The 22,451-nt window shown below is 68.4% G+C and carries 18 protein-coding genes; 6 read left to right on the plus strand and 12 right to left on the minus strand.

Translation table 11 applies throughout. The features are described from left to right. Positions 1-4,206 (plus strand): type VII secretion protein EccCa, encoded by a 4,206-nt coding sequence (eccCa, locus tag G6N51_RS19275; RefSeq protein WP_083171267.1) that lies wholly within the window; start codon positions 1-3, stop codon positions 4,204-4,206. On the opposite strand, the gene G6N51_RS19280 is transcribed toward eccCa, so the two are convergent. Then, positions 4,181-7,048, minus strand: a complete 2,868-nt coding sequence (locus G6N51_RS19280; protein ID WP_083171405.1) for an MMPL/RND family transporter — start codon at positions 7,046-7,048, stop codon at positions 4,181-4,183. The two genes, eccCa and G6N51_RS19280, sit on opposite strands and share 26 nt — an antisense overlap. Next, entirely contained in the window at positions 7,041-7,421 is a 381-nt protein-coding gene (locus G6N51_RS19285) for a hypothetical protein (RefSeq protein ID WP_083171269.1), read from the minus strand. The genes G6N51_RS19280 and G6N51_RS19285 overlap by 8 nt, the downstream gene beginning before the upstream one ends. 133 nt (positions 7,422-7,554) lie before the next feature. On the opposite strand from G6N51_RS19285, the gene G6N51_RS19290 reads away from it, so the two are divergent. Together G6N51_RS19290 and G6N51_RS19295 are read left to right on the plus strand one after the other, a co-directional pair. Then, on the plus strand, positions 7,555-8,772 hold the full coding sequence (locus G6N51_RS19290; protein WP_083171271.1) for a sensor histidine kinase: 1,218 nt from the start codon (positions 7,555-7,557) through the stop codon (positions 8,770-8,772). Continuing rightward, the gene (locus tag G6N51_RS19295) at positions 8,754-9,431 is read left to right on the plus strand and encodes a response regulator transcription factor (RefSeq protein WP_174814405.1); all 678 of its coding nucleotides are present in this window, start codon (positions 8,754-8,756) and stop codon (positions 9,429-9,431) included. Before G6N51_RS19290 ends, G6N51_RS19295 begins: the two co-directional genes overlap by 19 nt. A 14-nt stretch (positions 9,432-9,445) precedes the next feature. Here the strand turns inward: G6N51_RS19295 and G6N51_RS19300 are convergent, their stop codons facing one another. From G6N51_RS19300 to G6N51_RS19330, 7 genes are all read right to left on the minus strand, one after another. Further along, positions 9,446-9,727 (minus strand): hypothetical protein, encoded by a 282-nt coding sequence (locus G6N51_RS19300; protein ID WP_142274912.1) that lies wholly within the window; start codon positions 9,725-9,727, stop codon positions 9,446-9,448. Positions 9,728-9,855: 128 nt separating this feature from the next. Further along, positions 9,856-11,220 (minus strand): aromatic ring-hydroxylating oxygenase subunit alpha, encoded by a 1,365-nt coding sequence (locus G6N51_RS19305; RefSeq protein ID WP_083171415.1) that lies wholly within the window; start codon positions 11,218-11,220, stop codon positions 9,856-9,858. Between the two features lie 10 nt (positions 11,221-11,230). Continuing rightward, complete coding sequence (locus tag G6N51_RS19310; protein ID WP_083171273.1) at positions 11,231-12,994, minus strand: N-acyl-D-amino-acid deacylase family protein; 1,764 nt, start codon at positions 12,992-12,994, stop codon at positions 11,231-11,233. 110 nt (positions 12,995-13,104) lie between these two features. Next, positions 13,105-14,250 (minus strand): phosphotransferase, encoded by a 1,146-nt coding sequence (locus G6N51_RS19315; protein WP_083171275.1) that lies wholly within the window; start codon positions 14,248-14,250, stop codon positions 13,105-13,107. 111 nt (positions 14,251-14,361) lie between these two features. Next, a complete protein-coding gene (locus G6N51_RS19320) occupies positions 14,362-14,982 on the minus strand; it encodes a TetR/AcrR family transcriptional regulator (protein ID WP_083171277.1) in 621 nt (206 codons plus the stop codon). 91 nt (positions 14,983-15,073) lie between these two features. Further along, the gene (locus G6N51_RS19325) at positions 15,074-15,559 is read right to left on the minus strand and encodes an ATP-binding protein (RefSeq protein WP_083171279.1); all 486 of its coding nucleotides are present in this window, start codon (positions 15,557-15,559) and stop codon (positions 15,074-15,076) included. A gap of 8 nt (positions 15,560-15,567) precedes the next feature. Continuing rightward, a complete protein-coding gene (locus G6N51_RS19330) occupies positions 15,568-15,945 on the minus strand; it encodes an STAS domain-containing protein (RefSeq protein WP_083171281.1) in 378 nt (125 codons plus the stop codon). Between the two features lie 359 nt (positions 15,946-16,304). On the opposite strand from G6N51_RS19330, the gene G6N51_RS19335 reads away from it, so the two are divergent. The 3 genes from G6N51_RS19335 to G6N51_RS19345 all read left to right on the plus strand — a co-directional run bounded on the left by G6N51_RS19335 (position 16,305) and on the right by G6N51_RS19345 (position 19,014). After that, the gene (locus G6N51_RS19335) at positions 16,305-17,432 is read left to right on the plus strand and encodes a catalase family peroxidase (protein WP_276055758.1); all 1,128 of its coding nucleotides are present in this window, start codon (positions 16,305-16,307) and stop codon (positions 17,430-17,432) included. Beyond that, complete coding sequence (locus G6N51_RS19340; RefSeq protein WP_083171283.1) at positions 17,429-18,007, plus strand: cytochrome b; 579 nt, start codon at positions 17,429-17,431, stop codon at positions 18,005-18,007. The genes G6N51_RS19335 and G6N51_RS19340 overlap by 4 nt, the downstream gene beginning before the upstream one ends. A gap of 113 nt (positions 18,008-18,120) precedes the next feature. Continuing rightward, the gene (locus G6N51_RS19345) at positions 18,121-19,014 is read left to right on the plus strand and encodes a fructose bisphosphate aldolase (protein ID WP_083171285.1); all 894 of its coding nucleotides are present in this window, start codon (positions 18,121-18,123) and stop codon (positions 19,012-19,014) included. 1 nt (position 19,015) lies between these two features. On the opposite strand, the gene G6N51_RS19350 is transcribed toward G6N51_RS19345, so the two are convergent. From G6N51_RS19350 to G6N51_RS19360, 3 genes are all read right to left on the minus strand, one after another. Then, the gene (locus G6N51_RS19350) at positions 19,016-20,095 is read right to left on the minus strand and encodes a DUF190 domain-containing protein (RefSeq protein WP_083171287.1); all 1,080 of its coding nucleotides are present in this window, start codon (positions 20,093-20,095) and stop codon (positions 19,016-19,018) included. A 74-nt stretch (positions 20,096-20,169) separates the two neighbouring features. Further along, entirely contained in the window at positions 20,170-21,342 is a 1,173-nt protein-coding gene (locus G6N51_RS19355; protein WP_083171289.1) for a sulfotransferase family protein, read from the minus strand. After that, positions 21,339-22,436 carry a DUF1214 domain-containing protein gene (locus G6N51_RS19360; RefSeq protein ID WP_083171291.1) on the minus strand — a complete coding sequence of 366 codons (1,098 nt, stop codon included), beginning with the start codon at positions 22,434-22,436 and terminating at the stop codon, positions 21,339-21,341. The genes G6N51_RS19355 and G6N51_RS19360 overlap by 4 nt, the downstream gene beginning before the upstream one ends. Positions 22,437-22,451: the final 15 nt, after the last annotated feature.

Consider the following 22,451-nt stretch of genomic DNA (forward strand, 5'->3'; position numbering starts at 1 on the left):
ATGTCCAAGAAAGCGTTTCCGATCAACCGGGTCAAGATCGAACCGCCGAAACCCGTTCGGGTAGCGCCGAATGCGCCGATCGCGCTGCCGGAGCGCGAACCCCGCAACATCTGGGTGATGATCGGGGTGCCGGCGCTGATCGTGGCGCTCATCGGCACCATCGTCATGCTCTACGTGTCCGGGGTGCGCAGCCTGTCGACCGGGTTCTTCCCGTTGATGGGCATCGGCGCGTTCAGCATGCTGGCGTTCTCCGGACGCTTCGGGCGGGCCCGCAAGATCACTTGGGGCGAAATGGAAAAGGGCCGCCGCCGCTACCTGCGGGACCTCGACTCCAACCGCGACGAGATCCAGACCGCGGTGTGCGCGCAGCGCGAATGGCAGAACGCGCTGCACTCGGATCCGCGCGGGCTGGGGGCGATCATCGGCGGCCCGCGGATGTGGGAACGCGGACGCGGCGACGCGGATTTCCTGGAGGTGCGGCTGGGCACCGGCGTGCAGCACGCCCCCGACTCCGTGCTGTCGGTGACCTGGCCCGACATCGCCTCCGATGAGGAGCTCGAACCCGTCACCGGGCAGGCGCTGCGCGATTTCATCTTGGAGCAGCGCAAGATTCGCGATATCGCCAAAGTGGTCAACCTGCGATCGGCGCCCGGCTTCAGCTTCGTCGGCGACGAACTGGACCGGCTGCGCTCGTTGATGCGCTCCGTCTTGTGCTCGCTGGCGGTGTTCCACAACCCGCGCGACCTGAAATTGATGGTGGTCACCCGCAACCCCGAGGTGTGGTCGTGGATGGTGTGGCTGCCGCACAACCTGCACGACGAGCTGTTCGACGCGTGCGGCTGGCGGCGGCTGGTGTTCGCCACACCGGAGGAGCTCGAGGAGACCCTCGGCGCGGAGCTGCACATGAAAGGAAAGCGCGGAGCGTGGACACCGCTCGCGGCGGCCAGCCCCACCGCCATGGGATCGGCGCTCGAGACCGGCGCCGACACTGTCGACCTGGGACCGCACCTGGTGATCGTCGACGACAACACCGGCAGCCCCGACGCGTGGGAGAGCGTGGTGGGCCAGGTGGGTAAGGCGGGAATCACCTTGCTGCGCATCGCATCCCGGGTAGGCGCCGGCGTCGGCTTCGCCCAGGACCAGGTGTTCGAGATGGGGGAGCGGCACACCGTGCCGGTCAACGGCGAGGTCAGGTTCGGCCGGAACGGGTTCGACGCGGACGGTGAGGATGGGCGCCCCGCGCCGTTGTTACGGGTGCGCGGCAAGTTCTTCGCCCACGCCGACCAGCTGTCGATCCACCGTGCCTACCGGTATGCCCGGGCGATGGCCCGGTGGTCGCCGACCAGCCGCAGTGAGATCGCCGATTCGACCGGCGGCGCCGCCGAATTGCTGCGCGGCCTGGGCATCATCGATCCGCGCGAATTGGACGTCGACCGGCTGTGGGCCGAGCGCCGCGGCCGCGGCGACGAGCGGTGGTGCGAGATCCCGGTCGGCGCCAAACCCACCGGCGAGCTGCAGAACATCATCATCCGCGCGAAAGACTTCGGCGGCTTCGGGTTTCACTCCGTGGTCATCGGCACCAGTGGTTCGGGAAAGTCGGAGTTCTTCCTGTCGCTGGTCTACGGCATCGCGCTGACGCACTCCCCAGAGGCGTTCAACGTCATCTTCGTCGACATGAAGTTCGAGTCGGCGGCCCAGGACATTCTGGGCATCCCGCACGTCGTGGCCGCGCTGTCGAACCTGGGCAAGGACGAGCGGCATCTGGCGGAGCGGATGCGCAGGGTCATCGACGGCGAGATCAAGCAGCGCTATGAGCTGTTCACTTCGGTGGGCGCGCGCGATGCCAACGACTACGAAGAGATCCGGTTGGCCGGACGAGACCTGCCGCCGGTGCCCGTCCTGCTCGTCATCGTCGACGAGTACCTGGAACTCTTTGCCAATCATGAGAAGTGGATCAATCTGATCATCCACATCGGTCAGGAAGGCCGCGGCGCCAACGTCTTCTTCATGCTCGGCGGGCAGCGGCTGGACCTGTCGTCGCTGCAGAAGGTCAAGTCCAACATCGCGTTCCGGATCGCGCTGCGCGCCGAATCGGGTGACGACAGCCGCGAGGTGATCGGTTCGGACGCCGCCTACCACCTGCCGTCGAAGGAGAACGGCTTCGCCCTGCTGAAGGTGGGGCCGCGCGACCTCGAACCGTTCCGGTGCTTCTACTTGTCGGCTCCCTTCGTGGTGCCCAAGGGCAAGGAGGTCGCGACCACCGTCGACATGACCCTGACCAAGCCCCGGCTCTACAACTGGCAGTACCAGCCGCTCGAGGCTGCCGACGCCGCGGCGCTGGAAGCGGCGGCGGCGGCCGACACCGAGCCCGACGAATTCCTTTATCACGATGACGGTTTCAAACGGAAGAAGATCGTCGACGTGCTGCGGGAGTCGTTGCAGCATGTTCCGCACCGGGCGCCCCGGCGGCCCTGGCTCGAGCCGCTGGAGGACCCGGAACCCGTCGACGTCCTGGTGTCGGCTTACCGGGGCAAGCCGTGGCATGTGGACTACGGCCAGAACGCGGGGCTGATGTTCCCGGTCGGCGTCATGGACATCCCCGAGGAGTCCAAGCAGGTCGTGCACGCGGTCGATGCACTACGCAGCAACGTCATCGTGGTGGGCGCCAAGCAGCGGGGCAAGACGACCACGCTGATGACGCTGATGTGCGCGGCGGCAACGATGTACAGCCCGGCGCGCGTGACGTTCTTCTGCATCGGCGGCGCCACGCTGGCCCAGGTTGCGTCGCTGCCGCACGTCACGGACATCGTGTCGCCGAAGGACGCCGAGGGCATCGAGCGCATCTTGAGCAGCATGGACGCGTTGATCGACGCGCGTGAGGACTCGTTCCGGCGGCTGAAGATCGACCTCGACGGCTTCCGCGAGCGCCGGTTCGCGCCGGGCAGCGACGGGCTGGGCGGCACCGACCCCAACGACCCCTTCGGTGACGTGTTCGTCGTGGTGGATGACTACGACGACGTGTACTCCAAGGACACCGTCCTGGGGGACCGCATCATCTCGTTGAGCAGCCGCGGCCCCGAGTACGGGGTTCACGTGATGTGCAGTGCCGGCGGATGGATTCATGGCCAGCGGCAGAGCCTGCTGCAAAACGCCACGGCCCGAATCCAATTGCGGCTGGCCGACCCCAGCGAAAGCCAGATGGGCCACTCTTCGCTCGAATCGCGTGACGCCGCCCGGCGGACGCTGAACCGGCCGGGCTTCGGTCTGACCGACAGCCTGCACGAGCTCAGGGTGGGCATCCCCGCGCTCGCCGACCCCGCCACCGGTTCGCTGGTCAGCATCATCGACGTCGGGGCGCGGATCGCCGACGTCGCGGGCGTGACCAAACACGCTACCCTGCAGCGGCTTCCGCAGCGTGTCGAGCTGCGCGCGATCCTGGAATACGACGCGGCGCACCCCAGTGGCGACGACCTGTCGATCGCGTTTGCGATCGGCGAGCGCCACGAGCTGGGTCCGGTTCCGCTGAAGCTCCGCGAAAGCCCGGGTTTGATGATCCTGGGCCGGCAGGGCTGCGGCAAGACGCTGTCACTGGTGTCGATCGGCGAGGCGATCATGAGCCGGTTCAGCCCCGAGGAGGCGCAACTGACGCTCATCGACCCCAAAACCGCACCGCACGGACTGCGGGATCTGAGCGGGCCCGGCTATGTGCGCGCGTATGCCTACGACCAAGATGAGATCGATGAAGTCATAACCCAACTCGCGCAACAGATCCTGCTGCCCCGGCTACCCCCGAAGGGCCTGAGCCAGGAGGAGCTGCGTGCGCTCAAGCCGTGGGAGGGCCCCCGGCACTTCGTGCTGATCGACGATGCGCAGGATCTGCGCCCCGATCAGAGCTACCCGCCCAAACCGCCGGTGGGGGCGGCGTTGTGGAAGCTGATGGAACGCGCCCGGCAGATCGGCCTGCACGTGTTCACCACCCGCAACAGCGCGAACTGGGCGACGCTGCAGATGGATCCGTGGATGAGGTTCCAGAACTCGGCGAAGGTGGCGCAGCTCTACATGGACAACGACCCGCAAAACCGGATCAACCGTTTGGTCCGCGCCCAGGCGCTGCCGCCGGGGCGCGGCCTGATGGTGAGCGCCGACGGCGACGTCGAAGGCGTGCTGGTGGGGTTGCCGTCTACGGTCGTGATCCCGCAGCAGTAGCCATCGGAATCGGCTGTGCCGCGCGGGTTTCCACGGCGGCGTTGGGCCGCAGCGGTAGCGTCCGCGGCCACCAGAACCAGCGGCCGAGCAGCGCCACGATGGACGGCACGATGAAAGCCCGCACGATCAGGGTGTCCAACAGCAGCCCGACCGCGATCGTGGTGCCGATCTGCGCGATGCTGAGCACGCTGCTGCTCAGCAACGCCAGCATGGTGAGCCCGAAGACGATGCCCGCGACGGTGACGACCCCGCCGGTGCCGCCGAAGGCGCGAATGATGCCGGTCCGCAGGCCCGCTGCCGATTCCTGTTTGATACGCAGCGCCAGCAGCAGGTTGTAGTCCGCCCCGACGGCGATCAGCGCGATGAACGCGATCGGGGCGACGGCCCAGTGCAATTCGTGGTGCAGCAGGTGCTGCCAGATCAGCACGCTGGCGCCGAGGGCCGACGCGTAGGAGGTGACGACTGTTCCGACGACGACCAGGCCCGCGACCGGGCTGCCCAGCATCGCCGTGACGATCAAGAAGATCAGCACCAAGGCGACGCCGACGAGCAGCTTGACGTCGTCGGCGACGAAGCGCTGCAGGTCGGCAGTGACGGGCCCGACGCCGGCAAGGTCGACCTCGACCGGGGCCAGGGTGCCCTCCTTGGTGGCCTCCTCGATGGCTGCGCGCACCTGGTCTGCCCGCTTGGCTCCGTCGGAGCCCCACTCCGAGCCGCCGCCGTAGACCAGCAGGTAGGCGGCGCGGCCGTTCCGGGAGATCAGGTGGCCCAGGGCGGCGGTGTAGCGCGGATCGGTCAAAGCCCGCCGCGGCAGGTAGAAATCCGCCGCCGCACTGCCCTGGAATTGCGTTGCGAGCTCGTTGAGGTAGTCGGTCAATTGCCGCATCTGGGGCCCGAGCGTATCGGTCAGGCTCAGGAGGTCACGGGTGGCCGAACGCGCCTGCCCCAACGCGTCTTTCATCGAGGCCACACTCTGCGGCAGAGCGGCCATCGCTGTGGCGGCCGTCCTCGAACCGCTGGTCAGTTCGGCGGCGCCGGTGTTGAGGCGTGCCGACGCCTGCACCAGGCTGTCTACCGGCTGGAGCACGCGGTCCACGGTCGAACAGATCGGGTTGGCGGCGCAGTCGGCGGTTCGACCGACGAAGTCGCGCAGCGGGTCGAGGTATCCCGACACCGTGGTGACGTTGCGTTGCAGCCCATCCATTCCCGCGCGCATGTCGTCCGCGGCGCCGGACACCTCGGCCAGCCCCGCACCGCCGCCGCGCAGGCCCTTCCCCAAGCCGTCCACCGCCAGCTGGGTCTGTGCCAGCGCGCCGTCCAGTTCGGAGACCCGCCTGAGGCGTTGGGTCAGCGAGTCCATGGTGTCCCCGAACTGCCGCCCGAGCACACCCGCCTGATAGCTCAGGGTGGCCTGTTCGGGGACCTTGCCGTCGGGCCGGCTGGCCGACTGCACCGCACGCACACCGGGTACGGCCATGATGTGCCGCGTGATTCGCTCGATGGCGATCAGGCCGGCCGGGTTTCGCAGGTCGTGATCGGCCTGGATCGCGACGACGTCGGGCAACAGCGAGTTGGCCGCGAAATGGCGGTCGGCGCTGACGTACCCGCGGTTGGAGTCGGTCGACGACGGCGTTGCGGCGGGTTCGTCGAAGCCGACCCGCATGCCGGCCAACGGCAGCGCGGCCAGCAGCGTCAACCCGCCCGCGGCGACCAGGACGGGGCCGGGCCAGCGGGCCACGGCCGTCCCCACGCGGCGCCAGCGCCACGCCGTCCTCGACGGCCGCGGTTCGAGATACCCCCGGCGGATGGCCAGGCCCATCAGCGCGGGCGTCAGGGTCAACGCGGCTGCCATGGTCGAAAGAATGCCGACGGCGCAGGGCAACCCGGCGCTGCGGAACGAACCCACCTGAGCGAACACCAGGCACGCCAGCGCCACCGACACCGTGAGCGCCGACCCGATCACCACGGGCGCGATCGAACGGTAGGCCTGCGCCAGCGCCTGGGCCGGTGCGACGCCGCGGCGGCGGCCTTCGTGATAGCGGCCGACCAGGAAGATCGCGTAGTCGGTGCCGGCGCCCAGCGTCATGGCCGCCATCAGCGCGACGGAAAACAGCGACACTTCAACCACATTGGACTGTCCCAGAGCGGCGACGACGGCGCGGGCCAGCGCCAGGGCGAGCCCGACCGAGATCAGCGGTATCGTTGCCGCGATCGGCGATCGGTACACCACCAGCAGGAGGAGCAGGATGAGGCCGATGGTGGCGGCGGTGATGCCGAGCATCTGTCGATCGATCGCGGAGAACTCGTCGACGATCGTGGCACCGGGTCCGGTGACATGGACGTCCAAGCCGGCCGGCGGGGAAAGCCTTTGGACGGTGGCGCGCACGGCGTTCACCGAGTCGCGGGCCTGAGCCGTGCCGAGCATCCCGGCCAGCCGCACCATGACGCTGACGGCCCGCCCGTCCGAACTCTGCGCGCCGGCGGCCGTGGCGGGCTGCGACCACAGGTCGGTCACCGCATACACGTGACGATGATCCGATCCCAGCGCCGCCGTCATCGCGTCGTAGAACTGCCGGTCGCGCGGCGCGAGCCCCTGATCGCGTTCCAGCACAACGTAAACGAAGTTGTTGCTCGGGGTTTGATCGAACAATTGGGCGGCGCGCGAGGCGGCGACGGCGCTCGGTGCGTCGGTGGGCATGAAGGATCGGGCGTGCGAGTCGACCACCCGCTCCAGTTGCGGGACAAGCAAATTGGCGGCGCCCGCCGCCAGGACCCATAGGCCGACGACCAGGACCGCGTAGCGACCGGTGAGGTGCCTCAGTAATCCGCCGCGGTCATGCAACGGTCTGCCGATCGCCCGCCGGTCCACCGAAGAGGCCCACGGCGACGTGCTCGCCCCGGGACAGGGCGCGCACCCGGAGCGAGCGCCGCGAGCCGATCCGCACGAGTGCGTGCAGGCCGGGCTCGGCGGCCTCGAGGTCTGCCCGTACCTGTTCGGCCGACAGGCCCTCGTGCGCCGCCTGGTCCAGCTTGGCCACCAGCATGGTGATCCAGCGCTGTCCCAGTGACAGCAGCAGGCCCTCCTGGTCACCGAAGAGCCGGGGGACGTCGGCGGAGTTGGCGACCAACGTGAGCGCCGCGTCGGGATCGGTGTCGGCGGTTTTGATCACTTCGGCCATGAAGGCCATCCGGTCGTGCAGCAGTGTCCATGTCATGACTCGACGCTAGGAAAGCGACCGGGTGGTGCGCGTCGTGCCGAAGTGCAGTCTTTGTCTCCTACCACGGGCGGAGGCGATTGCCGCCCACGGGATGATGTGACCAGTTCGCGCCCTCTTTTACGATTGGACGATGTTGCGTGGCGCAACGAGATACGCGCGGGAACAGTTTCGCCGGCGAAGCGAGCTGATTCCCGTCGGTCTCACCTGGGCGTCGCTTCTCGCCGTCGATGTCAGCCATGTCGGCGGCGCGCTGATCGCGATCGCGCAGCGCCCCTCCGCCGACCTGCCCGTCGGGCTGGCCGCGTTCGCGGTGTCGATCGCGCCGACGCTGGTGTTCTTCTTCCTGAACACGAAGCTCAGCCCCGTCCTGATGTGGGCAACCTGGTGGACGGCCACCGCCATGATGCTGTTCGGCACGTCGACACCCATTCGTGCCGATTTCGCCCCCGCGCTGCTGGTGCTGATGGTGTTGTCCATTGCGACATTGAGCTCCATCGCGGGCGGATTCCTGTCCGCCGTGTCGGCGGTCGCGCTGCTGCTGGCCGCGTCCGGACTGCACCGCCTTGACGCGGTAATGCTGTACCTGGCTTTCGTCGGGGCGGGGTGGCTTCTCGGTTATGTCATGCGTGCCCAGCGGCTGCTACTGGCCGATCAGATCGAGGCGCAGAAGATGTTGGCCCAGCACGCCGCCGCCGACGAGCGGCGGCGCATCGCCCGGGAAGTGCACGACGTCATCGCGCACTCGCTGAGCATCACCCTGCTGCATGTGACGGGCGCGCGTCGGGGGCTGCAGCAGGACCGCGACGTCGACGACGCGATCGAGGCGCTCGAACAGGCCGAACGCCTGGGCCGGCAGGCGATGGCAGACATCCGGCGCACCGTCGGGCTCCTGGACGGCGCGCCCACGAAATCCGCGCAGACGACGCCGGAACCCGGCATCGATGACGTCGGCGGCCTCGTCGCGGATTTCCAGCGCGCCGGCCTGGACGTCGCGCTGCGCGTCGACGGCCCGGCCGACCACGTCTCGGCGGCGGTCGGCCTGGCGCTGTACCGCATCACCCAGGAATCGCTGGCCAACATCGCCAAGCACGCTCCGGACTCGAAATCGACGGTGTCGCTCTGTATCTCGGCGACGTCGGCCGGTCTCACCGTGGAGAACCGGTTGCCCGTGGCGATCACCGCCCCGCTGTCCGCGGAGGGCCGCGGGTTGCGCGGCATGCGTCAGCGGGTCGAGCTGTTGGGCGGGGCCATCGAGGCGGGCCCCACCCCCGAGGGGTGGTCGGTGCGTGCCGACATACCGCTGCACGAAGGTGAGACGGGTTGGCGGCCCTGGTGGTGCAAGGCGTGATCCCACACCCGGAGACGCCCGAGATCACCGTCCTCCTCGTCGACGACCAGGACCTGGTGCGCTCGGGACTTCGCCGGATCCTGCGTCGTAAGGATGGGTTCGTTATCGTCGCGGAATGCTCCGATGGTGACGAGGTGCCGGCGGCGGTTGCCGAGCACCGGCCCGAGGTCGTCGTGATGGATCTGCGCATGCGCCGGATTGACGGCATCGAGGCGACGCGCCGGCTCGGGGGCACGCCGCCGGTGTTGGCGCTGACCACCTTCAACGAGGACGAGCTGCTATCGGAGGCGCTGCGCGCCGGGGCCGCCGGTTTCGTGCTCAAGGACTCGTCCGCCGAGGAGCTGATCCGCGCCGTGCGGGCCGTCGCCAGGGGCGACAGCTACCTCGATCCGGCCGTCACGGCGCGCGTGTTGACCACCTATCGCAAGGCCGCGCCGGGGCCCCGCGGCACCGCCACCGCCGAGTTGACCACCCGAGAGCTCGACGTGCTGACGTTGATGGGCAGAGGCTTTTCCAACGCCGAGATCGCCGACGAACTCTGCATCTCCGGTGTCACCGTCAAAAGCCACATCGGCCGGATCTTCGGAAAACTCGACCTGCGGGACCGGGCGGCGGCGATCGTCTACGCCTATGACAACGGCATCGTCGTCCCGCGCTGAGGGACAAAGCGGGATTACAGCGGGGCGCCCTGCTCCGCCAGGTTTAGCAGGGCGTATGCCATGCACATCAAGAAGTTCAGCACCACCAGGACCAACCCGGCGAACATCAGTGAGCGGGTGCCCTGTCGCTTCAGCCGCTTGTACCGGGCGGCGCGGGTTTCCCGGTCGAACCGCAGCGCGATCAATGCGAATTTGACGTCGGTCACCTCGTGGGCGGCCAGGGGCGCGCCCGCCAGCATCTCCTGCAGGCGGTCGGGCGCCGTTCGGACGCCGACCCGCTCAAAGCTCCGGCACATTCGTCGCGCGCGTCTTCGCGCGAGTGGTTGATATCGCATCTGTAGCTGATGCGCGAGTTGCCCTCGGTCTTCCCCCCACGGGTTTGACGGGGTCATCACGAAACGGATTCTAAATCGCATCGGGCCGATTACGGCGTGTCTACACACAAATTATGTTGACCGCGCGCCGCGCCACCGCTCGCGCGCTCGGCCTCGGGCAGGTCCAGATAACGCTCCAGGTTGCGGTGCGTGTTGATCACGCGCCGCTCCTCGCCGGAAAGCACCAGATGGGTGAAGCCCGGTTGGTGCATGCCGCGCTGCAGCCCGGCGAGCACCTTGATGTCCTGGGTGAGTACCACGCCGGGCTCGGCCTCCCCGGCGGGCACCCGCACGTCGGTCGGTTTGGCGCGCGGAGCCCCCGGCGGCATGCGCGTCATCAAGAACATGACCAGCTCACCCTTATCTGGGTCGGGGCCGGGCCGCGAGCACATGACGGTCAGGTGGTCGGCGTTGGCCAGCAGTGTCATGTTGGGGAAGACGTTGTACTGGTGCAGCCGGGTGATGCGGTCGGTGTCGGCCCATTCGAGGTCCACCCCGCGACTGGCGGCGAAGGCCCGGGTGTGCGCGGCGATCAGATCCTGCACCGTCTGCCCGGGCCGGCGCTCATCAGCGGGGAAGGGGGTGCCTTCGGCGGCGCCCATGAGCGCCCCCTGCGTGTAAACGTAAGCATCCCAGACCTCTTCGTCGCTCAGCGTGCCGTCGAAGCGGGGGCTCTGGACGCCGTAGGGCTGGTCGGATTTGCCGGTGTGACCCCAGATCTGTTGTGGCGCATGAATGTCATCGACACAGCGCAGCAGTTCCGGGTGCAGCGTCTGGACGTGGTAGGTCTCGCTGTAGCCGTCGGCGATCGTCTTCCAATTCGCGTCGACCTCGACGGTCAGAGTGGCATAGCAGCGGAAGTCGCTCAGCCGGCACCAGGCGATGTCGTCGGGCACCGCCTCGAGATACTCGAGCAACGGCATCGCGTCGAGGTCGAGATTGACGAAGACGAGGCCTTCCCAGGTGTCCACCCGGACCGGCACCAGCGGGAAGTCGGACAGCATGAGCGACCCGAAGCCCCTGCGATTGGGCACCCGCTTGAGCGTGCCGGCCAGGTCCCAGGTCCACCCGTGGTAGCCGCACTTGAGTTCGCGCAACCCCGAACCCGAGCCCACGCACACCGAGTTGCCGCGGTGGCGGCAGGCGTTCTGGAAGGCGCGCAGCAGCCCGTCGTCGCCGCGGACGATCAGCACCCCGTACGGGCCGCACCGGTACTCGAAATAGTCGCCCGGTTCGGCGACGTGGTCGACCATGCATGCGAGCTGCCAGACCTTCGGCCACATCCGCTCGACCTCGAGCGCGGCGAACGCCGGCGAGTAGTAGCGCTCGGCCGGAACCAGGGTCGGACTGTCCGGCGGGGTGCCGATCGCGTCCTCGTCGCGGGTGCGGGTCGGGTTGCCGGCGGGCGCGTTCACGCGGGGAGCCTTAACGCGCTCCGCGTACCAGCCGGCCGGGACGGGCCCCGGTGTCGACATCGTCGCGCCGGGTCACGGTCCCGCTGACGACGGTGGCCGCGTAGCCGCTGGCTCCCTGCAGGATCCGGTTTCCGCCGGCGGGCAGGTCGAAGGCCATCGCGGCGGGATGCAGCGTCAGGGCGTCCAAGTCGATGACGTTGAGGTCGGCCTTCTTGCCCGGCTCGATGGTGCCCCGGTCGGTGAGGCCGAAGAGGTGCGCGGTATCGCGGGACTGCTTGCGGATCACGTACTCCAGCGAAAGCTTCTCGCCCCGGCGCCGGTCCCGGGCCCAGTGCGTCAGCAGGAAGGTGGGATACGAAGCGTCGCAGATCATCCCGCAATGGGCGCCGCCGTCGGAAAGCCCGAGCACACCGGCCGGGTGCAGCAGCATCTCGCGGATCGCGTCGCAGTTGCCTTCGGCGTAATTGAACAGCGGCAGCATCAGCATCGCGGTCGCGTCCCGCTCGAGCATGAGGTCGTACAGCGTGGACAGCGGGTCCTCGCCGCGGGCCTCGGCGATGGCCGCGACGGTGCGGTCCGGGGTCGGTTCGTAATCGGGTGGGTCGCCCAGCGCGTACAGCCGCTTGAGTGAATGCTGGACCAGAGCGAACATCCCGTCGAACAACAGCGTCGGGTCGGCGGGCAGGTCGTCGTCGGCCAGGATCGCCGCCTTCACCGCCGGGTCCGCCAGGCGCTGTGCGAGTTCCTCGCGCTCGCACTCGGCCGCCAGCCGGCGGTAGGTGGGCCGGTGACTGAAGCCGTGATGACCCTGAAATCCGATCATCATGCCGAACGGCCGAGCCGCGACCTGCGGGTAGAGCCGGGCGCCCTCGGCGTGCGCGTCCGCGGACAGGTCCAGCATCTCGCGCCACAGGTTGGGATCGGCGTCCACTTGAATAAGGGCAAAGGAAACCGGCCGATCGATCTCGCCGCTCAACCGGCGCATCCAGTCCAGTTCCTTCTTGGGCGCGACGATGTCCTCGCCGGCGGAGCCCTGCGGGGCGAGCTCGAACACCGCCTGGCCGCCGGCGGCCATGGCCCGCCCGAGGCCGAACAGCTCATCCTCGGCCGCGTAGGTGCCGGGAACCGGCTCGCCGTCCATCGCGCGGTGGCCCATCGTGCGCGATGTCGAAAAGCCGAGCGCGCCGGCTTCGATCGCCTCGCGAACCAGCCGGCCCATCGCCTCGATGTCGTCAGGCGTCGCCGGCTCGTTCCGGGCGCCCCGCTCGCCCATCGCGTAGGCGCGGATGGCGCCGTGGGCGACCTGGCTGCCGACGTCGATCGCGAACTTGTGCTTGCCTATCGCGTCGAGGTACTCGGGGTAGGTCTCCCAGCCCCATTCGATGCCCTCGGTCAGCGCGGTGCCGGGGATGTCTTCCACGCCCTCCATCAATTCGATCAGCCACTGCTCGGTGCCGGGCCGCACCGGCGCAAAACCGACGCCGCAGTTGCCGGTGACGATCGTCGTGACGCCGTGACCGCTGGACGGCTCGAGCAGGCTGTCCCAGCTCACCTGACCGTCGTAGTGGGTGTGGATGTCGACGAAGCCGGGGGCCACCACACGCCCTGTGGCGTCGATGGTTTCGGCGGCCCCGGCCATTTCCAGGCCGCCGTCGTCGGCGCCGCGGCGCACGACGTCGACGATCTTGCCGTCCTTGATGCCGATGTCGGCGCGATAGCGCTCCGCGCCGGTGCCGTCGACGACGGTGCCACCAATGATCTTCAGGTCCAACACGAGACTCTCCTTGCCGCCACGGGCCGAAGACGCAACAAGACGCGCCAGCATTTCGCTACGCTAAGTAGCGTAACTCGTGGGGCGGCCATCGCAATAGGTTCGGCGCAAACTTACGTGCTGGAGAGCGAACTCTTCAGCGCCGCGACCGTTTCCAGGTCGTCGAGCGCCGCGACGCCGCGCCGCAACCCTTCCATGGCGATGTCTTCGACCTGCATGCCGCCCATTCCCGCCGTGATCAGCGGGGCGACGTAGGCATACAGCGCGGCCTGGCGGAACCTCAGCCAGAGGTCGTCGCGGTCCAGCTCGGGCCCGCCGGCCGCGGCGAGCGCGCGGCGGTAGTCGTCGAGCAGCTCGCGCTGGGTGGCCCGGCGATCTTCGGGCGTGAGGCTGGTGATCAGCGTGTAGGCCAGTTCCCGGGACGGGTGCCCGCGCCGCACCGCCTGCCAGTCCAGCAGGCCGGCCTTGCCGCCGTGGAAGTACATGTTGCCCGGGTGGGCGTCGCCGTGCATGAGGGTGTGTGGGGGAGTGTCGATGAGGGCGGCGACCGCACGGTAATTGTCGGCGATGAAGCGGCCGTTCTCGACGGGGATGTCGGTGCGCTCGGCGAGGCGCTTGATGGCGGCGTGCATGAGCGAGCCTGTCAGCAGGGAGGTGACGTCGCCGGAGGGCGTGTAGACCCAGCCCAGCGGGCCGCGCGTGTCGCGGGGTCGGCGTTCCCAGAAGGTGGCGTGCAGATCCGCCAGCAGTTCGACGATCAGTCCGGCCTGCTCCAACGACAGCGGGTGCAAGGTGTCGGGGAACACGCACGTCTCGGCGGGAAGGTCTTCGAGCACCACGAGGTAGCGCCCGGTCCACGGATCGAACGCCGCGCCGTAGGCATACGGAGCGCCCACGACTTGCGGGGCGAGCCGGCTGTAAAACAGCACCTCGGTCTGCCCGAGCCGGCCCAACTCGCCCATCAGGCGGGTGGCCGCCGACTTCGCCGCGAGCTTGACGAACACCGAGTCGGGGACGTTCTTCCCGGTCAATACCAGCCGCGCTCGCGTCGACGTTCCCGCGTCGCTGCCAAGGACGCGGATCGACCGCACGGTGGTGCCCATCAGCCTCGAGAGCACCGCCGCGTCGATGTCCTGAACCCGGCGGGGCAGTCCGAACCGGCCACCGACGAATGCGTCGGTGGCTACCCGGCCCACGCCGCGGCCCAGGTGAGCGGCCAGGCCGACGGCCGAAACCGCCTGTGACACAGGGTTTCTCATATCCGTTCGTTTCGTGGCGCGGACATGTCACCCGCGCCGCGAGCCTGGGCGGCGTCGCGGCACGGGGTCAGACAAAAATACGCGATCGTCCGAACATCAGACAATACGCCGTTATTGTCTGATGTTCGGCACCAGGGCGCGTACCACGAACTTCTCGACGAACTCGCGTTTGTCGGCGACCGGGCGGTGTCGCCACGAGGGCGCGAGCAGAAACAACGTCGTCGCGTGCAGCCATTGGACGACCGACCGCGGATCGAGGTCCGCATGCAGGCGGCCCGCCGATGTCCACCGCTCCAGCAACGGTTCGTAGTGGCGCAACAGCGTCTCCACGATGGGCTCCGAACCCCTCTCGAGCGCCGTCGCCACGGCGGTGCTCTCGGCGGCGAACAGCGCCTCGTTCAGTGGGTCGCCGTCCACCGATTCGACGCGCGCCAAGATCATCTCGGGCACCGAACGCGCGGGATCGTCCGGGGCGGCCAGTGAGCGCACCAACTCGCCGAGCGCGCGGTCGACGCGCGCCAAGATCAGATCCAGCAGGACGTCGTCGCGGCCGGGGAAGTACCGGTACACAGTGGACCGCGACACTCCCGCCTCGTCGGCCACCTCGCCCATCCGGAACTGGGTGTTACCGCGTCGCACGATGCAGCGGCCCGCGGCGTCCAGGATGCGCCTGCGCGCCTCTTCGTCGTCGAGGATCGCGCGGTCGTCGCCCCACCGACGGCTCGGTTCCATGGCGCAGATGTTACGGCGCCCCTGGCGGGAAACAACGAAATCGATTGCCAACCAAGCACATCGCCGATGCCTTGCACCAAGACCTCGACGCCTAGGGTCGTCGGGTCAGGGCGGTCCAGGTCAGCGTGACGCGGGTGCCCTGCGGCGTGCGGTCGATGGTCACTTCGTCAGCCAGTGCCTCCATGAGCGGGATGCCGCGCCCGCGGAGCTGCTGATGGTGCAGTGCCGGAACTTTGTGGCGCCAGCGGCCGCGATCGTCGACGGTGACGGCCAGGCCGTCGGATCGGTGGTCATAGGCCGCACTCACGTCCAGCGTCCCGCGCCGGGAGGCGTCGCAATAGGCGAATTCCGCGGCGTTGGCGATGGCTTCGTTCACCGCCAGCAACACGTCGCTGAACCGGTCGGCGTCGCGGGCGAGGTGCGTTTCGAGCCAGGTCGCGAACTCGGCGCGGGCCCGGGCGGCGCTGCGGGCGTCGGTGGGGACGCGGTTCCGTACAAAGCGGGACCGATCACCGAGGTTCGCCGCGCTGTGCGGCTGATGATCAGAACACCCCATCGTTCCCAGCTGTGCCCCCATCTCAGGCCTCACCCAGCAGCGACGCCGCTCAGCGCGTCGTCGAGCGAGCTGTAGAGCGCGAGCACGCTGTCGATGCCCATCAGTTTGATCGGCCGGCTCGTCGCGGACCCGTTGGCGACGACCGCGAACCGGGTGGGCGGCTCGGCCTCCGCCTGCGCCGTGACCAGGACGGTCATCCCCGCCGATGCCAAGAAGTCGACTTTGGAGAGGTCGACGATGAGCGCGGCGGGTTTGGTCCCGAGCGCCGTCTGGATCGCGTCGGCCAGATGCGGCGAGCTGAGCATGTCCACCTCACCCGAGACGGTGAGCACGACCGCCTGATCTACCTGCTGTTTTCCTACTGCGAAAGCGGTCGGATCGATTGGATCGCCGGTTTGTTCGCCCATGGTCCATCACTCACATTCGGTCCCCGGTGGGACGCCGTTAGCTCTCAAAATAGCCGCTGCCGAGGCCGGGGGCTGCTTGTTCAACCCCGCGGAAAGCGCTTGCCTTCGGAGGAGACACACTCCGTCGATCTGCGCTGCTAGCAACAGGTGCAGCCGCAACTTGTTTATTCGATGGTATGACACGGGGCGAACCACACTCAAAACGAGTGAACCGATCGCGCCACCGCCCCGTCCTGAGAGTGTGTCTGGCGGTCCCCGCAGAAGTTGCACCGGGCGTCGGCCCGTGCGTGAATCAGCTCAATCGGATTCGTGTCCAGTGTGGGCCTCGTTGCCTGCGCAAACACGGAAGGGCGGTGGGCATGGAGCCCGATGATCGCAGTGGCGAGCCGGACGACCCGCCCGGCGACGTTGAGTCCACCCGGCCCGTTGCCGACGCGGTGTCACGCCGGCGGGCGTTGCTGGGCATGGGGGCCGTGGCGGGGATCGCCGCGGTCGATGTGGGCGGGTTCGCCTACGCCGGCGGCTGGCTGCGGCCCGGCGCGCTGACCCCACCGCGATTCGCCGACCGCTTCGAACACGTCTACGGACGCCACGACGGTTTCCGCCGGAACCACGCCAAGGGTCTGAGCGCGGTGGGAACCTTCGCGAGCACCGGCGCCGGGGCGGCGATCTGCCGGGCCGCGGTCTTGCGCGCGGGGAGCGTCCCGTTGATCGGCCGGTTCTCCCTGTCGGGGGGACTGCCCGATCAGGCGGACGCGCGCACCACGGTCAGGGGACTCGGCCTGCTCTTCCAGGGTCCCGGCGGCCAGCAATGGCGCACCGCAATGGTCAACATCCCCGTCTTCCCGGACCGCACCCCGCAGGGGTTCTACGACCGGCTGCTGGCGTCCCAACCCGTACCGGGGACCGGCAAGCCCGACCCCGACAAGATGGCCGCCTTCCTCGATCGCCATCCCGAGACCGTCGCGGCGATGAAGGTGATCAAGCAGGCCCCGCCGAGCGCGGGGTTCGCCGACAGCGCCTTTTATGGCCTGAACGCGTTCCGGTTCACCAGCGCCGCCGGGGCGACGGTTCCGGTCCGCTGGGCTGCCGTCCCGCAGCAAGCGGCGGGCACTCCGGGGCCGACGGGCGGCAAGGACTACCTGTTCGACGACCTGATCCGCGTGCTGGCCCAGCGACCGCTGAGTTGGCGGCTGGTCCTTACCATCGGCGAGCCCGGCGACCCGACGAACGACGCCACGAAACCGTGGCCGGTGGCCCGCCGCACCGTCGATGCCGGCACCATCACCATCACCGCCGTACAGACCGAGGCTCCCGGCAACGCGCGCGACATCAACTTCGACCCGCTGGTCCTGCCGGACGGCATCGCCGCATCCGACGACCCGCTGCTGGCCGCGCGATCGGCGGTCTACGCCCGCTCGTTCACCCGCCGCGCCGAGGAACCCAAGACACCCAGCGCCGTCGACGTCTCCCGGGTGCTCCGGTGACGGGAGGCACCGCGGCGACCCGGTTCGCGCTGCCGTCCCGCGTGCTGCACTGGCTGATGGCGCCGATGGTCATCGCGCAACTGCTCATCGGTGTCACCATGGTCGCGTCCCTGAGCTACTACCCGCTACTGCTGGCCATCCACCGGCCGCTGGGCATCCTGATCCTGGCGTTTGCCGTCGTGCGGCTGGCGAATCGGCTCAGACACCGCCCGCCACCGTTCCTGTCCACCATGAGCCGGGCGGAACGGCGGGTTGCGACGTGGTCGGAATACCTGCTGTACGCCCTGCTGTTGCTGCAACCCCTGACCGGGTGGGCCACGCTGTCGGCCGCGCGGGTTCCCGTCACGTTGGTCGGGCCGCTGCGATTGCCGGGCATCGCGCCGCAGAGCATCGACGTGTTCGCGGTGCTGCGCGAGTGCCACGGCGCCTTGGCGTTGCTGCTGTTCCTGACGTTCACCGCGCACATGTGCGCGGTCCTCTTCCACACGCTCGTTCTGCGGGACCGGCTCCTCGATCGCATGGCGCTGTGGCGCGGCAGACCCGCCGCCGCGCAGCCCGATCACGCCGAGCTCTGACGGCCTGCCTCCTCGGGAGACGACCGGCCGAATATGATCGGCACGATCATGGAGGGTGCGCCGCGCCGCGGGCGCCGCGCCCATACGCCGACCACGAAGGAGTGGGAACTTCCATGCCGAACCAGCAGCAAGCCGACCGGATGACGTCAGGCAAGGGGTTCATCGCGGCGCTCGACCAGAGCGGCGGCTCCACGCCCAAGGCGCTGCGCCTCTACGGCATCCAGGACGACGCGTACTCGTCCGAGGAGGAGATGTTCGACCTCATCCACCAGATGCGCTCGCGGATCATCACCTCCCCGGCGTTCACCGGTGACCGCGTGCTGGCCGCCATCCTGTTCGAGCAGACGATGGACCGCGAGATCGCGGGCAAACCGTCAACCACCTACCTGTGGGAGACCAAGGGCGTGGTGCCCATCCTCAAAATCGACAAGGGCCTGGCGGAGTCGTCCGACGACGTGCAGCTGATGAAGCCGATCCCCGGCCTGGACGGCCTGCTCGAGCGGGCGGTCGGCCTGGGTGTTTTCGGCACCAAGGAGCGCTCGGTGATCGGCGGCGCCAACAACAAGGGCATCGCCGCCGTGGTCGCCCAGCAGTTCGAGTTGGCCCGCCAGGTGCTCTCGCACGGTCTGGTGCCGATCATCGAACCTGAGGTCACCATCTCGATCCCGGACAAGGCCGAGGCCGAGGCGATCCTGCGCGACGAGATCACCAAGCAACTCGAGAACGTGCCCGACGGGCAGCGCGTGATGCTCAAGCTGAGCTTGCCCAGCGAGGTCAACTACTACCGCCCCCTGATCGAACACCCGAGGGTGATGCGGGTGGTCGCGCTCTCCGGGGGCTATTCGCGCGAAGAGGCCAACGAGCTGTTGGCGAAGAACACCGGATTGATCGCCAGCTTCAGCCGCGCGCTGACCGAGGGGCTCACGGTCGATCAGTCCGATGAGCAGTTCAACGCCACGCTGGACAAGGCGATCCAGTCGATTTACGACGCCTCGGTCGCCGGCTGACCTAGTAGCGGTGGTGGGCCATGCGCGGCGGGCCGTCGCCGCTATCGTGTTCGTCTGACACCACGGCGGGCACCATCTCGCTCGTCACCAGCCCCTCGTCGCGCGTCAATTCGTCGATCACATCGAAGGTTTCGGCGATGTTGGCGGGGGTGTCCACGACGATGGTCACCACGGGGACGCGGCGGCGCAGCGACAGGAACTTGTCACCGTGCGGTCGATGGTCACCGTGGTATCCCCAGATGCCCCGCAGCACGGTCGCCCCGTCGGGCGCTTCGTGCAGTCGAAGCCGCCGCACGATCGCGCGGTGAATCGGCGCGCCCTCGTGTAGGGCCGACTCGGACGTGTAGATCGTCAATTTCTGGAACAGCGGCAAGCCACGCTCGTCGACCCCGGGCAGCTCGTGCGGCCGTTCCAGTAGTTCGCCGTCGCGTTTGCACACGCGGACCCGCTCCAGCGTGAACATCGGGCGGCGCAGCAGCGCCGCCAGTTCCGGCAGGACCCTCGCGATGCGCTCACCGGAGCCGACGGCGAGGATCATCATCGGCACGTTGGCGTTCCGGCCGATGAAGCGCGCCCGGTGCCGCTGCCCGTCGGTGACGCCGTCGACCCCCAGCAGCACCGATGCACCCGCGATGCGACGCCGGTGCAGGAGATCGCAGATGGCGATGTAGGCCGGGGTGCCGTTGACCCGTTCCTTGCGGCCGACGTAGACGGTCAGCTTGACGGCTTCGCGCAATTCGTCGGGCAGCTCCAGCGGCCCGACGTGTTCGCGCAGCAACCGCGCCCGCTCCAAGGTGACCAGGCCGCGCCGCTTGATGGCAAGCACCGGGTCGAGCAGGGCCTCGATTTTCGCCCTGGTGTCGACCGCGACGATCGCGACGGGCGGATCCTCGGACAACGTCAATGACTCGTCGGTCCTCAGGTGGCGCCCGGTACCGAAGCCGCCTATGCCGCGCAGCACCACGGCACAGGCGATGCGATGCCGCGTACACAGGTCGAGCAGCGCATCGGACACGAAGCCGTCATCGGTTCGCCGACGCTCAGCCAGATAGGTGGTGAGCTTCAGGCTGTCCTCGTCCATGGCCGCTCCCGTCGGTTTGCCGCGATCTTACTCGCTTCAGACCGCAAGCGCGGCAACGGTGTTCGACGCTCAAGTCAACGCAGCTTCTCGGTCGGCACCGCGTAGCGGTCCTGGTAGGCGCGCACCCGCTCGCGCACCTCGTCCTCTCGCAGGCCGGTGTCCGACCACGTGTAGCGGCCGCGCCCGCCGTCGCCCGGGTGGGCGGCCAGGAACTCACGCATCCTCTGCTCGGCCTCGGGTCGCAGCTCGCGATCCAGCCGCTGGTAGATGTCCTTGATGGTGGTCCACGGGTCGTTGACGAAGTCGCGGTATTGCACGTCGATCACGCGGTCGGCCGGCACCGCCCCGCTGTCGCGCAGGGCCATCTCGCGCTGCAGCCCGACGACGATCTCCTCATAGGACTGCGCCGCGCACTCGGCGATGCTGGACTCGTCGCTGCACATTCGGCGCAGGTGGTGGGTCAGGGCGGCGATCGACGAGATCACGTTGAGCGGGTCGCGGTGAGTCTGCACGATCAACGCGTCGGGGTATTCGGCCAGCAATGTGTCGAGCTGCCACAGGTGCGCCGGAGACTTGAGCAACCATTGACCGGGCACGCCGGACTGCAAGTGTTGCAAGAAGATTCGGTGGAAGCGGTAGGCGCCGGTGTGGTCGGCATCATACAGCAGCCAGCGGTAGTAGCTCGGCAGACGGTACTGCACCGAGAAGATCATGCTGACGAATTCTCCGGCGGTGATGCGCACGCACTCCTGCCCGACCAGGGCGCCCATCGGATGAAAGGCCAGAAAGCCCGGCATGATCTGCTCGGACATGTCGATGCTGGCCTGCGTCTGCGCGATACGCGGATCGTCGTGATAGGTCTCGGGCCGCGGAACCGGACAGGGCTCGTCGACCTCCCATGTCAACGGGGCGCGCAGCTCCGGGTCCTGAGCGAGCAGGTCGTAGAGGATGGTGGTCCCGGTCCGGGGCTGCCCGACGATGAAAATCGGCGCCGCGACCGGCTTGGCGGCGATCTCGGGATGCTGCTTGCGCCAGGCGATTACGCCCAGGCGGTTCTTCAGGGCGCGCATGATGTCGAGGTGGGCGATCTCCACGCCGATGTCCGACAGCCGCGCGTCGTTGATCAGACCGTCGGTGAGGCGATGCAGCCCGGGCCGCCACCCCTCGGCGCCGAAGTCGTCGCTTCCGGCCTCCTCGCAGGCCGCGGCGATCAGCCGTTCGGGGGCGAATCGGTCCTGCAGGTTCATACCGGCTCCTCACACTGGCGCACCGACACCGTCACCTCGGGAGGGCTGGGGTTGTCCAGCCAGCGCAAGACGACGAAGCCTCGCTGCCTGCCACCGGTGTCAAGCCAGTGGCCGGCTCCGAAATTCTTGGCAGACACCGCGATCCGCACCCGGCCGTCGGCGTCGGGCACCACGCCGCAGTTCGTCACCGAGCTGTGCCGGGCGCGCGGTTCCAGGCACTCGTGCCAGATGCTTTCCAGCGTGACGTTCCAGTACCGGGTGTCGGGGGGCGCGATGTCGAGCACCAGGGCCTCGTCGGGTTGAAGCCGGTAGGTCCCGATCATGTACAGGTTGTCCGGTGTGGTGTCCGCGGCGCCCAGGCTCGCGGCCTCGGCGGTCAGCAGCGTGTTCGGCATGTCGAGCAGCTCCGGCTTGATGCTGCGGTGCAGTGTCGCGAGCTTCATCAACGACCAGGCCATCGCGGTGAACTGATCGGCGAGCTCGGCGTCCGTCAGCGGCGTCAGGGGGGCGGGATCCAAGGCCTCGATCCGCAGCGTGGCCAACCTCTCGTGCGCGCGATCACCGATGTATTCGCGGACCACCAACGACGAGGCGTCGGCGGGGATCTGCACCCACTGCGCACCGGCGAGGTCCGAGGGTTCGTCCGCCGAGAGCACGAGCGCGAATTCGCCTAAGTCCATTGCCAAGTCGCCGTCGCGGACATATCCGGCCATGCGGCGCGGTGTGAGTCCCGTGCCGGCCAGGACCTGCAGCCCCAGGTAGGCGCTGGTGCCCCGGGAACCGCTCACCCGGTAGCTCCGGTCGCCACGGATCATCGCCAGGTAATAGTTGCCGTCGGGGTTGGGGCCGCCGACCATGCGGTTCGGCGAACACATATCGAAGAAAAAGGGCCGCTCGGCATCGGCCTCGACCGACATTTGCGCGCACAGGGACGAGACGCGCGCGATCAGCCGCAACCCTTCAAGCAGCTCCCGCTCGGACTCGGCGTCCTCGGTGACGATCTTCGTCACGTCCGCGAGCATCTGCTGGAAGAACTGCCACGCGGCGCGCGTCTTCGGGGCCACCGGATCGGGCGAAGCGGGTTCCTGAGACATCGTCTCATGCTAAGA

This window comes from Mycobacterium paraseoulense (genome assembly GCF_010731655.1).
Lineage (GTDB): Bacteria > Actinomycetota > Actinomycetes > Mycobacteriales > Mycobacteriaceae > Mycobacterium > Mycobacterium paraseoulense.

Coding starts and splice junctions, on each gene's coding strand:
- eccCa (WP_083171267.1), top strand. CDS start 1: ATGTCCAAGAAAGCGTTTCCGATCAACCGGGTCAAGATCGAACCGCCG.
- G6N51_RS19285 (WP_083171269.1), bottom strand. CDS start 7,421: ATGACATGGACACTGCTGCACGACCGGATGGCCTTCATGGCCGAAGTG.
- G6N51_RS19290 (WP_083171271.1), top strand. CDS start 7,555: ATGTTGCGTGGCGCAACGAGATACGCGCGGGAACAGTTTCGCCGGCGA.
- G6N51_RS19300 (WP_142274912.1), bottom strand. CDS start 9,727: ATGTGCCGGAGCTTTGAGCGGGTCGGCGTCCGAACGGCGCCCGACCGC.
- G6N51_RS19315 (WP_083171275.1), bottom strand. CDS start 14,250: ATGAGAAACCCTGTGTCACAGGCGGTTTCGGCCGTCGGCCTGGCCGCT.
- G6N51_RS19320 (WP_083171277.1), bottom strand. CDS start 14,982: ATGGAACCGAGCCGTCGGTGGGGCGACGACCGCGCGATCCTCGACGAC.
- G6N51_RS19325 (WP_083171279.1), bottom strand. CDS start 15,559: ATGGGGGCACAGCTGGGAACGATGGGGTGTTCTGATCATCAGCCGCAC.
- G6N51_RS19330 (WP_083171281.1), bottom strand. CDS start 15,945: ATGGGCGAACAAACCGGCGATCCAATCGATCCGACCGCTTTCGCAGTA.
- G6N51_RS19335 (WP_276055758.1), top strand. CDS start 16,305: ATGGAGCCCGATGATCGCAGTGGCGAGCCGGACGACCCGCCCGGCGAC.
- G6N51_RS19345 (WP_083171285.1), top strand. CDS start 18,121: ATGCCGAACCAGCAGCAAGCCGACCGGATGACGTCAGGCAAGGGGTTC.
- G6N51_RS19350 (WP_083171287.1), bottom strand. CDS start 20,095: ATGGACGAGGACAGCCTGAAGCTCACCACCTATCTGGCTGAGCGTCGG.
- G6N51_RS19355 (WP_083171289.1), bottom strand. CDS start 21,342: ATGAACCTGCAGGACCGATTCGCCCCCGAACGGCTGATCGCCGCGGCC.
- G6N51_RS19360 (WP_083171291.1), bottom strand. CDS start 22,436: ATGTCTCAGGAACCCGCTTCGCCCGATCCGGTGGCCCCGAAGACGCGC.